14 protein-coding genes are annotated in these 14644 nt (G+C 59.1%); 10 read left to right on the forward strand and 4 right to left on the reverse strand.

The window, feature by feature from the left end; all coding sequences use genetic code 11:
• The first annotated feature begins 32 nt into the window (after positions 1-32).
• A complete protein-coding gene (locus ACTQX9_RS04535) occupies positions 33-692 on the forward strand; it encodes an HAD family hydrolase (RefSeq protein ID WP_338404326.1) in 660 nt (219 codons plus the stop codon).
• Positions 693-752: 60 nt separating this feature from the next.
• Here the strand turns inward: ACTQX9_RS04535 and ACTQX9_RS04540 are convergent, their stop codons facing one another.
• Complete coding sequence (locus ACTQX9_RS04540; RefSeq protein ID WP_441540607.1) at positions 753-1535, reverse strand: TatD family hydrolase; 783 nt, start codon at positions 1533-1535, stop codon at positions 753-755.
• Positions 1536-1549: 14 nt separating this feature from the next.
• Entirely contained in the window at positions 1550-2347 is a 798-nt protein-coding gene (locus ACTQX9_RS04545; RefSeq protein ID WP_154517356.1) for a tRNA threonylcarbamoyladenosine dehydratase, read from the reverse strand.
• Between the two features lie 300 nt (positions 2348-2647).
• On the opposite strand from ACTQX9_RS04545, the gene ACTQX9_RS04550 reads away from it, so the two are divergent.
• From ACTQX9_RS04550 to ettA, 3 genes are all read left to right on the forward strand, one after another.
• Positions 2648-2926 (forward strand): autorepressor SdpR family transcription factor, encoded by a 279-nt coding sequence (locus ACTQX9_RS04550; protein WP_154517353.1) that lies wholly within the window; start codon positions 2648-2650, stop codon positions 2924-2926.
• Positions 2919-3620 carry an SdpI family protein gene (locus ACTQX9_RS04555; protein ID WP_441540608.1) on the forward strand — a complete coding sequence of 234 codons (702 nt, stop codon included), beginning with the start codon at positions 2919-2921 and terminating at the stop codon, positions 3618-3620. Before ACTQX9_RS04550 ends, ACTQX9_RS04555 begins: the two co-directional genes overlap by 8 nt.
• 184 nt (positions 3621-3804) lie before the next feature.
• The gene (ettA, locus tag ACTQX9_RS04560) at positions 3805-5484 is read left to right on the forward strand and encodes an energy-dependent translational throttle protein EttA (protein WP_055251458.1); all 1680 of its coding nucleotides are present in this window, start codon (positions 3805-3807) and stop codon (positions 5482-5484) included.
• Positions 5485-5543: 59 nt separating this feature from the next.
• Here ettA and ACTQX9_RS04565 read toward each other — a convergent pair whose 3' ends face one another.
• Positions 5544-6845 carry a hypothetical protein gene (locus ACTQX9_RS04565; protein ID WP_441540609.1) on the reverse strand — a complete coding sequence of 434 codons (1302 nt, stop codon included), beginning with the start codon at positions 6843-6845 and terminating at the stop codon, positions 5544-5546.
• 138 nt (positions 6846-6983) lie between these two features.
• Positions 6984-7946 (reverse strand): hypothetical protein, encoded by a 963-nt coding sequence (locus ACTQX9_RS04570; protein ID WP_441540610.1) that lies wholly within the window; start codon positions 7944-7946, stop codon positions 6984-6986.
• Between the two features lie 203 nt (positions 7947-8149).
• Here ACTQX9_RS04570 and ACTQX9_RS04575 point away from each other — a divergent pair, with 203 nt between their 5' ends.
• The 6 genes from ACTQX9_RS04575 to ACTQX9_RS04600 all read left to right on the forward strand — a co-directional run bounded on the left by ACTQX9_RS04575 (position 8150) and on the right by ACTQX9_RS04600 (position 14517).
• Positions 8150-10129, forward strand: a complete 1980-nt coding sequence (locus tag ACTQX9_RS04575; protein ID WP_441538094.1) for an NAD(+) synthase — start codon at positions 8150-8152, stop codon at positions 10127-10129.
• A 118-nt stretch (positions 10130-10247) separates the two neighbouring features.
• Positions 10248-11411 (forward strand): pyridoxal phosphate-dependent aminotransferase, encoded by a 1164-nt coding sequence (locus tag ACTQX9_RS04580; protein WP_154517336.1) that lies wholly within the window; start codon positions 10248-10250, stop codon positions 11409-11411.
• A 201-nt stretch (positions 11412-11612) separates the two neighbouring features.
• On the forward strand, positions 11613-12563 hold the full coding sequence (locus tag ACTQX9_RS04585) for an L-lactate dehydrogenase (protein ID WP_089573042.1): 951 nt from the start codon (positions 11613-11615) through the stop codon (positions 12561-12563).
• 173 nt (positions 12564-12736) lie between these two features.
• On the forward strand, positions 12737-13741 hold the full coding sequence (locus ACTQX9_RS04590) for a nucleoid-associated protein (protein ID WP_441540611.1): 1005 nt from the start codon (positions 12737-12739) through the stop codon (positions 13739-13741).
• Between the two features lie 84 nt (positions 13742-13825).
• Positions 13826-14176, forward strand: a complete 351-nt coding sequence (locus tag ACTQX9_RS04595; RefSeq protein WP_441540612.1) for a hypothetical protein — start codon at positions 13826-13828, stop codon at positions 14174-14176.
• Positions 14173-14517 (forward strand): type II toxin-antitoxin system RelE family toxin, encoded by a 345-nt coding sequence (locus ACTQX9_RS04600; RefSeq protein WP_441540613.1) that lies wholly within the window; start codon positions 14173-14175, stop codon positions 14515-14517. Before ACTQX9_RS04595 ends, ACTQX9_RS04600 begins: the two co-directional genes overlap by 4 nt.
• Positions 14518-14644 lie beyond the last annotated feature (127 nt).

Below are 14644 nucleotides of genomic sequence, written 5' to 3' on the forward strand. Positions count from 1 at the left end.
CTTACAGGCGCCCTTTTGTTAGGGAGGGTGCCGTGTCCGCATTTCCGTTCGACGCCGTTATCTTTGACATGGACGGAGTCATTGTCGATACCGAGTATTACTACCTGGGCGAGACTGCCGCGTTTGCCAAGGAGCTTGGGCTTAACCTGACTCAAGAGGAGTTGAACGGGCAGGTCGGTACCTCACATCAGTTCTTCCTGCATATGCTGGTCGATTGGTTTGAGCGCGCCGGTAAGGGGCATTTCACTGGCGAGGAAGCGTTGGCCCGTTGGGACGAGTGGGCGCATAAGCGTCCGCGCGACTATCAGGCTTTGATTAACCCAGGCGCCGTGGATACGATTCGAGAGCTGCCGCGCCGCGGCGTTCGCGTGGCGCTTGCCAGCTCGTCTCCCATGGATAGCATCGAGGAAGTGCTCAATGCGTGCGGGCTGTCGGATGCCTTTGAGTATGTGGTGAGCGGCGAGCAGTTTAAGGAGAGCAAGCCCGAGCCCGACATCTACCTGCATGCGCTGGACCTGCTGGGACTGCCCGCGAATCGCTGCTGCTGCGTTGAGGATTCGGTGCCTGGTATCACTGCCGGCAAGCGAGCCGGCCTGACGGTCATTGCCAAGCGCGAGGAACGCTTCGGCTTTAGCCAAGATGCCGCGGACAAGATTATCGACCAGCTGCCGGAGCTGCTGGAGCTTGCGTAGGACTTGGACGGCACGTCTACCGTCATAATGGTATCGTTGTCGTCTTTTTGCCCACAGGGGTTAGCGAAGGCCAAAAATAGAGTGTGCATTTGTTAAAACTGCCGATTCGATACGCTTTGCGTCACAATTTTTGAGCGAGGCGATGCGCATCGAGGTCCTTGTGAGCGATTTGATGAGCGACTGCGCGCTTGTTTCTGTGTTTGCCTCCGCTGGTGCATCGGTTTCAAGCAGTAAGCGGTCGAGCGGAATCTGTCGTACGTATTCGCGTCCTCGTTTAGACGCGAGCATGCGTTCGTTGACAGAAAAATAGCAGCCCACATTACGCGCGCGGACGAGTTCGTCCGAAGTGCCGCTAAACCAGTGGAAGATGATAGCGGGGGAGTCGGGGTTTGGGATGAGTAGACCATGCGATTCGAGGACGTCCAGTACGGTTCCTGCCGAACGAACGGCGTGAATCGATATTACGCGCCCGGCAAGAGGACACTGCACGAGCGCATCGCAGAGCCGGTCAAGTGCCTGCATTTGAAGCGGTTCGCTTCCGGCAAAGCGCGCGGAAAAGTCGAGTCCGACTTCGCCGATATAGCGCTCTTGGGCAGCAACTTTGCAAAGCAGATTGATTTCGGCAGGACCGCAGCGGCCGTCGGCGAGCCACCAGGGATGGAGGCCAACGCCCGCGATAATGTTTGGGTAACGGCTGGCCCGCTTTTTTGCTGCCGCGAAGTCGCGCGGGTCGACCCCGCAATCAAAGACCCCCATTCCTATAGCCGCAGTTTCGTCGGCAACAGCATTCGGGTAAGCCATCAAATCAAGATGGCAGTGTGCATCAAATAACCGGGGCTCCATCTCGGCGCACTCCGCTAGTCCAGGCGCTGGCCATCGGCGCGCACGCGCTCGGTGCCGCGGCCACTGATCTGGCGGATAACCTCGCCGGCAATCATCTGACCCATGATGGGCGGCATAAAGCTGGCGGTTCCCAGCTCGGTACGCTCGTGGATGTTGGAAGGGTCGCGGGGCTGTGTCTTAACCGATTCCTCGCAGCTAAACAATACATGTAGGCTCTTGATTCCGCGCTTCTTACATTCTTTGCGCATAATGCGGCTCATGGGGTCACGTACCGTATCGAAGATGTCGGCAAAGCGGAGGCACTCGGGATGGAGCTTGTTGGCCCCGCCCATGGAGCTAACCAAACGAATGTCGTGGTCCTGAGCATATTTGGCAATGGTGAGCTTGGCCGAGATGGTGTCGATGGCGTCGACGACGTAGTCGAGCTTGCCGTCCGTCTGCTCAAAAACGCTCGCAAAGAACTCGTCGATGTTGTCGCTCAACAGGTATTCGGTGCGCTTGATAACGGTGGCGGCGGGATTGATATCGCGAATCATGGCTTCCATCACGTCTACCTTGCGCTTGCCGACGGTGCTGTGGAAGGCGATGGCCTGGCGATTGATATTACTGGGCGCGATGATGTCCTTGTCCAGAATGACGAAATGACCGATGCCGCCGCGGGCGAGTGCCTCGCAGCAATTGGAGCCCACACCTCCGCAGCCGAGCACCAGCACCGTAGCATCGGCGAGCTTATCGAGTGCCTCGCGGCCCATGATGATCTCGAGCTTGGTGTCGCGTGTCTCGATTGCGGCTGCGGCAACGGTTTCGGTCATAAATATCCTCCGATGGGGAAGCGAATCGTGTTTTAGCTATCGCCATTATAGGTATTATCACGATTCCATTTGAACCCTTGGGGTTTGTTGAAATGGGATCGGGATTCGCATAAGATTGAAGCAGATGGCGCCCGTTGCCGCGGGTTAGCCAACTCCGAAACACGTTTATGGCGTGAGAAGTGGCCGTCTTCGCATTACGCGGGGGCGGCTATTTTTTTGAGTATAAGATTAGATAATTAGACAAACATTTAAATATCGAGTATAGTGTGCGCGTCGAACGAAATACTGAGAGGAGGTCCTATGCCGGGAGAGGGTTTTAAAGCGCTGGCCGATCCTACGCGGCGGCGCATTTTGGAACTACTACGCGAGGGCGACCGCACGGCTGGGGAGCTTGCCGAGCATTTTGACATCAGCAAGCCATCATTGAGCCATCATTTGGCGACGCTCAAAAACGCCGGGTTGGTGACCGATGAACGTCATGGCCAAAACATCGTTTACAGCTTAAACACCACCGTCATGCAGGACTTGATCGGTTGGTTTATGGGCTTTACAAACACTGAAGGTGATAAGGATGAATAACGAAAACAAGGGCATTCACGCCACGGGGGTATCGCCACGCGTGTGGATCGCGCTGGTCGCTCTGTGCGTCGCCAATATCGTAGCGCACCTTATGGTGATGCCGAGCTTGCCTGCGCAGATTCCCACGCACTGGGGCGCGAACGGCGTTGACGGTTGGGGTCCCAGCTGGATGGCCTCCGCGCACGGCGTGCTGCCCCTGGTGCTTCTCGCAATGTTCTGCGTGGTGCCGCGCATCGATCCCAAAGGTGAGGCATATCGAGCCTCGGGCAAGTTCTATCAGGGCTTCGTAATCGCCTTCACCCTGTTCATGTGCGCCATAAGCTGGCTGGGAGAGCTTACGGTCTGGGGCGTGGTGCCGGCGGTCGGTTCGGTCAACGTGCTGATTTCCGGTGCTGTCGGTTTGCTGTTCATTGGCGTAGGCAACTACTTGCCGCGTGTGAAGCAGAACTATACGCTCGGTATCAAGACGCCCTGGGCGCTTGCCGATCCCGAGAACTGGCGCCGTACGCAGCGTTTTGGCGGTGCCTGCTTTATGGTGCTGGGTGTTGGTCTGATTGTGATGGGCGTTGCGGGTAGCGTGCTTTCAAGTGAAGTTGTCGCCGCGGTGATTGCGGTTCTGGCGTTTGGTTCGGTCGGAGTCGTCTACGTCTACTCGTATCTGCTGTGGCGCAAATCGCAGCGAGCCGCTCGTTAAGGTTGCGGAAAACTAGCGTACGCAGTTCATAGTATGTTCCGGGGGACTTTTCCCAGGTAGTATTAGGGGGTGTGGGTAACCGTGCCCCTTTTTCGTTACGTTTTAGAGCTGGTTTTCTCATCTCGTTTCCACTAAAGCGAAACAAGAATAGGGAAACAGCAGGTAGAAAGGATAAAACAGGCAAATGGCAGAGTTTATCTACCAGATGTATCAGGCTCGCAAGGCTCATGGCGACAAGGTGATCCTTGACGACGTGACCCTGAGCTTCTATCCCGGTGCCAAGATCGGCGTCGTGGGCCCTAACGGCATGGGCAAGTCGACCCTGCTCAAGATCATGGCCGGCATCGAGGAAGTCTCCAACGGCGATGCCAGACTTACCCCCGGCTACACCGTGGGTATCCTGCAGCAGGAGCCGCCGCTCGACGACGACAAGACCGTCATCGAGAACGTGCGCATGGCATTTGGCGACATGATCGCCAAGGTCGATCGCTTCAATAAGATCGGCGAGGAGATGTGCGACCCGGACTGCGACATGGATGCCCTCATGGCCGAAATGGGCAAGCTCCAGGACGAAATCGATGCCGCCGATGGCTGGGATATCGATTCCAAGCTCGGCCAGGCTATGGATGCCCTGCAGCTGCCCGATTCCGACATGCCGGTCAATGTGCTTTCCGGCGGCGAGCGTCGTCGCGTGGCCCTGTGCAAGCTGCTGCTCGAGGCTCCCGACCTGCTGCTGCTCGATGAGCCCACCAACCACCTGGACGCCGAGTCGATCCTGTGGCTCGAGCACTTCCTGCACAACTACCAGGGCGCGGTGCTTGCCGTCACGCACGACCGCTACTTCCTGGATAACGTTGCCGAGTGGATCTGCGAGGTCGACCGTGGTCACCTCTATCCCTACAAGGGCAACTACTCCACGTATCTGGAGACTAAAGCCGCCCGTATCGAGGCTCAGGGTAACCGCGACGCCAAACTCGCTAAGCGCATGGAGGCCGAGCTCGAGTGGGTGCGCAGCTCGCCCAAGGCCCGCCAGGCCAAGAACAAGGCCCGTCTGGCTCGCTATGAGGAGATGGAGGCCGAGGCCCGCGCAAGCCAGAAGCTCGACTGGACCGACATCCGCATCCCTGTGGGCCCGCGTCTGGGCAACAAGGTGCTCGAGGCCCATCACCTGCACAAGGAGTTCGATGGCCGCGTGCTCATCGACGACCTATCATTCACTCTGCCGCGCAACGGCATCGTGGGCGTCATCGGCCCCAACGGTGTCGGTAAGACCACGCTGTTCAAGACGATTGTGGGTCTGGAGCCGCTGACTTCGGGCGAGCTCGAGGTGGGCGAGACCGTCAAGATTTCTTACGTCGATCAGAACCGCTCCGGCATCGACCCCGATAAGAACCTGTGGGAGGTCGTCTCGGACGGCCTGGACCACATGATGGTCGGCGAGACCGAGGTCCCCAGCCGCGCGTACGTGGCGAGCTTTGGCTTTAAGGGCCAGGACCAGCAGAAGCGCGCCGGCGTACTTTCCGGTGGCGAGCGCAACCGTCTGAACCTGGCGCTTACGCTCAAGCAGGGCGGCAACCTGCTGCTCCTCGACGAGCCCACGAACGACCTCGACGTCGAGACGCTGTCCTCGCTCGAGGCGGCGCTGCTCGAGTTCCCGGGCTGCTCGGTGGTCATTAGCCACGACCGTATGTTCCTGGACCGCGTCGCCACGCACATTCTGGCGTGGGAGGGCACCGACGAGAATCCGGGCAACTGGTATTGGTTTGAGGGCAACTTCGAGGCCTATCAGGCCAACCGTATCGAGCGCCTGGGCGAGGACGCAGCCCAGCCGCATCGTATTCACCGCAAGCTGACGCGCGATTAGTCGAGCTCAGGTGACCTAACGAGAAAGGGACGATAACCTTGAGGGTTATCGTCCCTTTTTTACTTGGTAGAAGGCTCGACTTTATCGATGGTCCAGGTGGCTCCGAGACCGCCGGTGGTGTTGCGGCGGATGCGCACGGTGACTTCGTGGCGCTCGCCGGCCTGCGTGTAGCGCAGGGGGAAGCTTGCGCGGTTTCGCGCGGCCTCGATGGTACCGCGCTCGCGGGCGATCCAGTAGTACTCGCCGACGATGCCGAGCGTGTCGGCGCCGTAGGGGAGATAGGTCGACAGCTGGTGTAGCAATGGGCCGGGGCAGAAGACCTCGGTTGTGAAATCGACGGGGAAGTCCTCGGGGATGGCGGGCGCTGCGGGTGTGGTGACAGGTACTGCAACGGGGAGCGGAGCCGGTGCAGGTGCGGGAATCTGGTCACAGGCAGATGCGGATGCGGACTCGATGGCAGGCTCAGGCGCTGTTTCCGGCTTAACTGCGAAATCCGTCGGTTCCACGGAGACGGACGTGTCTGCGGTCTCGGTTTTGGCATCGGCTCGCGGGGCATCCTCTGCCTCGACAGATGGCTTTGCCTCGGCTGGCGTGGAGGCCATGGTGGTGATGCCGGCGTTTGCGTTCTCGGGGTCATAGACGACCGTGAGCGAGATGGCGGGCTGCGGCGTCTCGGGCTCTGGCGTCGACTCGGTAGCGTCTTGATCGTCGGGCTCGTCGGACTGATCGTCCTCGGCCTCGTCGCCAAAAACATCGCTGTTTTGAAACGCAGACGTCTCGGGTTGGTTGGCGGCTTCTTCGGTTGTCGACTTGGGAGTCTCGTTGAGCTCCGCGGTGGCTTCCTGCCCTGATATGACTTCGGGATCGGTCGTGGAGGCGATTTCGGTTTCGGCTCCTGCTGTTACCTCAATAGCGACTTCGATCTCTGTCTCGGGCTCGGGTTCCGGTACGGCTTCAACCATGGCTTCGGGCTCGGGATGCTTAACGTGCTTGGGACGCACGGCCTTGAGGTCCTTCTCGCCGCGCTTTTTCTTTTTGTAGGACTGCTTGGCTCCCTTGGCAGCCTTGGGCTTGTCCTCGCCTTTGGCAAGGGCGGCATCCCAGGCTTCGTTGGCGATGACGGTGGCATACAGACGGCCGCCCTTAAAGACGGTCAGCTTAATGCAGTCGTCGAGCTCCTCGAGCAGCTCGCGCGTGGACTCGAAGCCCAGGTCATAAGCGGCCATGTCACCAGCGGCGAGCGCCTCCTCGACCTGCGTCATAAACGTTTGCTTGCCGCACCCAATCGCGTCGCGCAGCAGGCGATACAGATAGATGTGGTTGCCCAGCGATAGTGTGGGCTTAACTATTGTCTTGCTCATGGCAAATCTCCTCTATACACACCAAAGCATCTTACCATCGCATGGGGCTTGCCATCTCGTCGTCCAAGGCAAACGGGCGCGACCGTTGCCGGTTCGCGCCCGTTATGCAGGTCGGTTATCTATGAGAGGCAAACGTGCCTAGTTGCCCGATGCCGTGCCTTGGCTCGAGCTGTCAGATGGCGTGCCGGACGCGGATCCGCTCGAACTGTTCGAACTGTTCGAGCTATTGGTGTTGCTGTTGTCGGTGGAGCTTGTGCCCGATGTATTGCCGCTCGTCTGGTCGCTCGTGCTCGGTTGAGAGCCGTCGGTCGTTTGGCTTGAGTCAGTCGTGCCGGATTGCGTGCCGCTGTTGTTCACAGAGGAATCGGCGCCCTGCGATTGATCGGGGGTGTTCGAGGACGAGTCGGTGGATGCGGAGGTGTCCTGCGAGTCGTCCTGCTGGCTTTGCGATTGACCGGAGCTATCCGCGTCGTGCTCGGTCGTGCGCGACGAAAGGATTGACTCGGGGCGCTCGCCCAGACCTTCACCGGCGGTGGTGATAAGGATGGCGCCGGCGCAGGCGATGACCGCGACGATGGCGATGGCGATCGAGAAGACGATGACCTTCTGTTGCGTCTGGCTGCGCTCTGCCGCCGCCTTGGCACGCAGACTGTTGGGGGCGACGCGCGCCGTGGTCGCGCGCCCCGCAACCTGGCGCATCTCCTGCGTAGTCGCGGCGCCGCCCAGGTGCTCCTCGGCATTAAGGTCAACGGGCTCATAGGCGCCGGCAGGGTAGTCGACGGCGGCGTGCGTACCTTTGAGGGCTTCGGCGCTGGCAGAGATAAAGTGGCGGTAGACCTGCGAGGACACAACGGTGATGACCGAGCTCACGGCGGCACCGATCACCGATCCGGCGATGCCGATCTTGGAAGCAAGTGCGACGCTCGTGGCGGCAGCTGCGGCGCCGGCGATGATTTGGGGAATGGAAATGTCGTCGAACAGGCCCTTTTTGGGCGCGATGGCCATGGTCTGTCCGATGGAATGGTTTTCGTGAACGCCGTTGTTGAGCGCGGCCGGTGTCATGACGCGCGTGCGCGGCGCGTCGGTGTACTTGGTTGTCATACGGGGCCCTCCCGGTGTAAATCTGCTTCGTTTCGTGTAGCCATCAGGGTACCCACCAGATGTGAATCGTACGTGACATTTAACAGATACCATCAACTCATCAATAGCTCACCAAATTGGTGGGATGCGGTTACACCCGGCGGTTGAACTACAATAGGGCTTGCTAATTGTTGTGAATGGCGTCTACGCACGGGAGCATTCTTATGAATCTTCACCTTTCTCAGTCTGATGGCTTTTTGCGTGTGGCGGCGGCCTCGCCGCGGATTCGCGTGGCCGATGTCGAGGGCAATGCCGAGGTTGCGCTGGCGGCTGTTCGCGAGGCGGTCGAGCGCGGTGTCCGTGCTCTGGTGCTGCCCGAGCTTAATCTGACTGGCTATACCGCGGCTGATCTGTTCCATAACCGCACATTACTGCATACCTGCGAGACCGCACTGGCACATATTCTCGATGAAACCCGCGAGCTGCCGATTGTCTTTACCATCGGTCTTCCCGTTGCGGTGGCCGAGAATATCTACAACTGTGCCGCCGTGTGCTGCGCGGGCGAGCTTTTGGGCCTTACGGCCAAGAAGTATCTGCCCAACTATGGCGAGTTCTATGAGCGCCGTTGGTTTGCTCCGGCGCCCGCCGATCCCGTGTGGGTTGAGTTTGCCGGTCAGGGTCCAGTTCCGCTGGGTTCGGGGCTTGTCTACCGCTGCTGTGATGAGGGCGCCGAGGATTTGGTACTCGGTATTGAGGTCTGCGAGGATCTGTGGGTGCCGGCGCCCCCTTCGACCGAGATGGCGCTTGCCGGTGCGACGGTGATCCTCAATCCGTCGGCCTCGGACGAGATTATCGGTAAGGCAGATTACCGTCGCAGCCTTATCTCTAACCAAAGCGCGCGCCTGTACTGTGCCTATGCCTACGCGGACGCGAGCGAGGGCGAGTCCACGACCGACATGGTCTTTGCAGGCGAGAACCTCGTCTATGAAAACGGTTCGAAGCTCGCCGCCACGAAGCTCCTCACCTGCGATATGGCGGTGGCCGACGTTGACCTCGACCGTCTGGTTGCCGAGCGTCGTCGTTCGACCACGTGGACGCGCGCGGACGATGCGCCGGAGGCCACGACCGTTGAGTTTTCGTTTGAGGGCGTGCTGGCCGAAGAACCTGTCCTGCGTGATGCGCTCGACATCGACCGTGTCTTCCCCCGCGCGCCCTTTGTGCCGGCCGACCATGGTGACCTGGCCGGGCGCTGCGAGACGATTCTCAATCTGCAGACTGCCGGCCTCAAGACTCGCCTTGCCCATACGGGTACCAAGGCTGCAGTCATCGGTCTTTCGGGCGGCCTGGATTCCACGCTGGCACTGCTTGTGACCGTGCGTGCCTTCGATGCACTGGGACTGCCGCGCACGGGTATCACAGCCGTGTCCATGCCCGGCTTTGGCACGACGCGTCGCACCAAGTCCAATGCCGAGTCGCTCGCTCGCGACCTGGGCGTGAGCTTCCGCGAGGTTTCGATCCACACGGCCGTGGAGCAGCACTTCAAGGACATTGAGCACGATCCGGCCGTCCAAGACGTGACCTACGAGAACAGTCAGGCCCGCGAGCGTACGCAGATTCTGATGGATCTGGCCAACCAGGCTGGCGGTTTTGTCATCGGCACGGGCGACCTGTCAGAGCTGGCGCTCGGCTGGGCTACCTATAACGGCGACCACATGAGCATGTACGCCGTCAACGCGAGCGTGCCCAAGACGCTTGTGCGCCATCTGGTACGTTATGCCGCCGATGTCTTTGGCGGGCGTATTGCCGAGGTCTTGCTCGATATCCTCGATACGCCGGTGTCCCCCGAGCTTCTGCCGCCGACGGGCGACGGTGAGATTGCGCAGAAGACCGAGGATTTGGTGGGCCCGTACGAGCTGCACGATTACTTCCTCTATTACCTGCTGCGTTTTGGCTTTGAGCCGGGCAAGATCTACCGTATGGCGCTCAAGAGCTTTGAGGGTGTCTATGACGCCAAGACCGTCCACACGTGGTTGCGTACGTTCTATCGTCGCTTCTTTGCCCAGCAGTTTAAGCGCAGCTGTCTGCCCGATGGTCCCAAGGTGGGCTCGGTGACGCTCAGCCCGCGTGGCGATTGGCGTATGCCGAGTGACGCCAGCTCGCGTCTGTGGCTTGCGCGGATCGACGCGCTCAATCCAATTGACTAAGGTTGGCTAAATTGAACCAATACGGGGGTTGCAAGCGTTACACTTTTGCAATCTGATGGCCCGTATCGCGCGGCGCTCTTGTCGGAGCGCCGTATTTTTTATATCGAAAGGTGGCACCATGCAGGCATCGCAGCGTCTCGACCGCTTTGGCGCGGAGGTCTTCGCCTCGCTCAACAACAAACTTCTTGCGCTGAAGGCTCAGGGCAAGACCATTTACAACATGAGCGTGGGCACGCCCGACTTTAAGCCGTACGACCACGTGGTCGAGGCGCTCACGCAGGCCGCCCAAAATCCCGAGATGTGGAAGTATTCCCTGCGCGACCTGCCCGAGCTTAAGCAGGCCGTGTGCGATTACTATGAGCGTCGCTTTGGCGTTTCGGGCATTACGCCGTCCATGGTGCAGTCGTGCAACGGCACGCAGGAGGGCGTGGGTCATTTGGGCCTGGCCCTGCTCGATCCGGGTGACACCATTCTGGTTCCCGATCCGTGCTATCCGGTCTTTGAGGCGGGCGCCAAGATCGCCGATGCCAAGCTCGAGTACTATCCGCTGGTGGCGGAGCACAATTACCTGCCCTATGTGGCGGGCATCGATCCCGAGGTGGCCGATCGTGCCAAGTACATGATCGTGTCGTTGCCCGCCAACCCGGTGGGCTCGGTGGGCACGCCCGAGGTCTACGAGGAGATCATCGCCTTCGCCCGCGAGCACGACCTGCTGATCGTCCATGACAACGCGTACTCCGACATCGTGTTTGACGGCGAGCCCGGCGGCAGTTTCTTGCAGTATCCCGGCGCGCTCGAGGTGGGCGTGGAATTCTTCTCGCTTTCCAAGTCGTTTAACGTCACCGGTGCGCGCATCGGCTTTTTGGTCGGCCGTGAGGATGTGGTCTCTGCCTTTGCCAAGCTGCGCAGCCAGATCGACTTTGGCATGTTCTTCCCGATTCAGAAGGCCGCCATCGCCTGCCTCAATGGTCCGCGCGATGAGGTCGAGGCGCAACGTCTGAAGTACCAGGAGCGCCGCGATGCCCTGTGCGACGGTCTTGAGGACCTGGGCTGGGAGCGTCCCAACGCGCATGGCTCTATGTTTGTGTGGGCCAAGCTTCCCGGTGGCCGCACCGATTCCATGGCGTTTTGCGAGGAGCTTATGGAGAAGGCCGGCGTTGTGGTGACGCCGGGCGCGAGCTTTGGCCCTTCGGGCGAGGGGCACGTGCGCATGGCGCTGGTCCTGCCGCCCGATCAGATCGCTTTGGCTGTCGAGGCCATCCGCGAGGCGGGCCTGTATTAGAAGGCTATTTGGGCTCGTCAATAGCTCGAAACCGATTTCGTGCAGTTATTTTACGAATCCTGCAAACAATTTCGGTAAACGGTCGATTTTTGGCTGCGTATAGGAGCATAATCAAAGTCCCGATTGGATGTATTGGGATTACGGCAAGCCGTTCGGGTCGTTCCCGGGCGGCTTGTTTGTGGAGAGAGATGGGAGTTTCTAATGGTTAACGAGAAGAAGGTCGCTATTGTCGGCTGCGGTTTCGTCGGTTCGTCTTCGGCGTTCGCGCTGATGCAGAGTGGTCTGTTCTCCGAGATGGTTCTCATCGACGTGGACAAGAACCGCGCCGAGGGCGAGGCCCTGGATATTGCGCACGGCATGACGTTTGCCGAGCCGATGAAGATCTACGCCGGCGATTATTCTGATGTCGCCGACGCCGCCATGATCGTCGTCACCGCTGGCGCTGCTCAGAAGCCCGGTGAGACCCGCCTGGACCTGGTCAACAAGAACGTCAGCATCTTTAAGTCCATTATTCCCGAGATTAAGAAGTCTGGCTTCGACGGCATTCTGCTCATCGTCTCCAACCCGGTCGACGTTCTGACCTACGCCGCCATCAAGATGTCCGGCCTGCCCGAGGGCCATGTCATCGGCTCCGGCACCGTGCTCGACACCGGCCGTCTGCAGCAGATGCTCGGCGCTCATGTCGAGGTTGACCCGCGCGATGTCCAGGCCTATGTCATGGGCGAGCACGGTGACTCCGAGTTTGTCGCCTGGTCCAGCGCTCAGGTTGCCGGCGTGCCCCTGAACACCTTCTGCGAGCTTCACGGTCACCTGGAGCATGAGGCTGCCGAGAAGCGCATCGCCGAGGACGTCAAGAATTCCGCCTACACCATCATCGAGAAGAAGCACGCCACCTACTACGGTGTCGCTATGGCAGTAAAGCGCATCTGCACTGCCGTCATGCGTGACGAGCAGACCGTTCTGCCCGTCTCCTCGCTCATGGTGGGCGAGTACGGCCTGTCCGATCTGGCCATCTCCATGCCGACGGTTGTTGGTCGCGACGGCGTTGTCTGCCGCGTTCCCGTGCCGCTGAACGATGACGAGCAGCATGAGCTCACCGCCTCCGCAAAGGCCCTCAAGGACATTATCGACAGCGTCGACTTTTCCTGCTAAATTCGGCTCGTATAAGCAACAGGCTACAACGAAGGCGTCCGGGCCCATGTGACCCGGGCGCCTTTTTTATGCAAAGGGGACAGGCTTGTTTGCACCAATCTTCGATGCGCCTGGGGTGGACTCGACCGCTATACTGGTTCGTGCCAAAAGCGATCTAGAACGGAATGCCGTATATGAAAATCAATCACGCGATTCTGCATATCCTGGACTTTGACTCTGCCGTCAACGTCATGAGCCAGCGCGAGCTGGATATCGAAAGCCGTACCGTGCGCAGCTTTGTGACCATGCATCTGCGCCGCGCACGTACCTCGACCGACAATAAGCGCGCCACGTTTGCGGAGAACTCTGCGTTTGGCGGCGAGCTCAAGGGCTATTTCTTTGGTGAGCGTGAGTTCGTGGACTTGTCTCAGCAGATTGCGGAGTTCATCTCTTCCGAACTCACCAAGGCCGAGAAAGCCGAGTCCACTGACGTGCTTGTGGCGGACTTTGACGATGATGAAGATGCCCGCTGGTTTGCCGTGATGCTGCTGGGCTCCAAGCAGGCATTCATGCACGAGGTAGGTCGCGAAGAGGGCGAGGTTCGTAACGACATCGCGCGCCACTACGCCATTTTGCCAAACCCCTCGCAAAAGGTGCCGAGCTATGCCATCGTGCGTGCAAGCACCATGGAGATCGGCTATGTGGATAAGAAGCGCAAGATTGCCGGCGAGGACCGCATGCTCATTCCCGACGGCCTGCTGCAGTGCGACACGGGGGTTTCGGGTAAGGAGGTCATCGACACGGTGACGCGCGTGGTCGAGGAGGTCGCCGATGAGCACGGCGCCAACACGGCCGTAGCGCTCGCCAAGGTCAAAGCCGCCGTTGCCGAGAAGGTTGAAGACGACGAGGAGCTGCCGCCTTGGGATATCGTCGATGAGGTCTTTGAGGACGAGCCGGTCATCAAGGAGAGCGTGCGTGCGGCGCTGACCGAGGAGAAGGTGCCCGAGCGCGTACCCGTGGAGCGCAAGCAAGTCGAGCGCGCGGCCGTACGCAATCACAAGATTCGTACCGACACGGGCATCGAGATCAGCTTCCCGGCCGAGATGGGTTCAAACTCCGAGTACATCGAGTTCGTCAACGAGCCCAACGGCCTCATCTCCATCGAGCTCAAAAACATCGGTAGCATCGAGAACCGATAAGGCTTTTAACTTTTGAATAAAAGTCTGGATTATATTTTGAAGTATACTTTGAAATATAATCCAGATTATTTTTTGGAGGTCAAAATGTCCCCACTTGTTCTGGAAAAACCGGTGTTTACAAAAGACCAGGTTGTTTCTGCTACCGAAGCAAGCAAGTCCTTATCCGCCATTCGTAAACGCGCAAAACGCGCGCCTCAGTTCATTGCTGATCATAATGATATCGATACCGTGATTATCGACTATGCTGCCTATGAGGAAATGTACGGCGCGCTGCAGTATCTGCGTGAACTTGAGATAAATCGCATCGCTGCGGATCGAGTCAAGCATGGTCCGCATGAGTTTGTTCCGTTTGAGGACGCCTTAACTGCCGAGGACCTCGCGGAGCTTGAGTCGATGGATCCGGACGCGATTCCCGACGAGGACCTTTTCGAATGAGCGGGCATTTTGTTGTCGGCTTTTTGAATCGAGACGTCGAGAAGGAATATCAAAAACTAGATGGATCCCAGCGCAGGCTCGTCCGTATTGCCGTCGCAAAATTAAAGACGCGCGCTGATGAAATCGGAACGCCGCTTCACGGCGAGCTCGCCGGCTGCAAAAAGATTAAATGGCGGAATGCGGGACTCAAAATGGTTTTCCGAATCCGAGAGGACGGAATGGTTGAGATTGCCGAGATCGTGGCAATAGGGCGGCGCGATCGTTCCGAGGTCTATAAGACGGCCGTAGGGCGCCTGTCAAAGCAACCCGCCATGGTTGAATACGACGGAGCCCTGAGATGATGAAGGCCGAAGCTCCGATGGTGCTTCGGCCTTTTTACTTGGGGCTTAATCACGTTGCAGGTTGAGCATAAGTCAGCGAAAACGACCCAGAGCGAGCAAGGTGACGTGAAAGAGGAGGGCATTGACC

The sequence above is a fragment of the Collinsella sp. LCP19S3_F2 genome, from assembly GCF_052121015.1.
GTDB lineage: Bacteria > Actinomycetota > Coriobacteriia > Coriobacteriales > Coriobacteriaceae > Collinsella.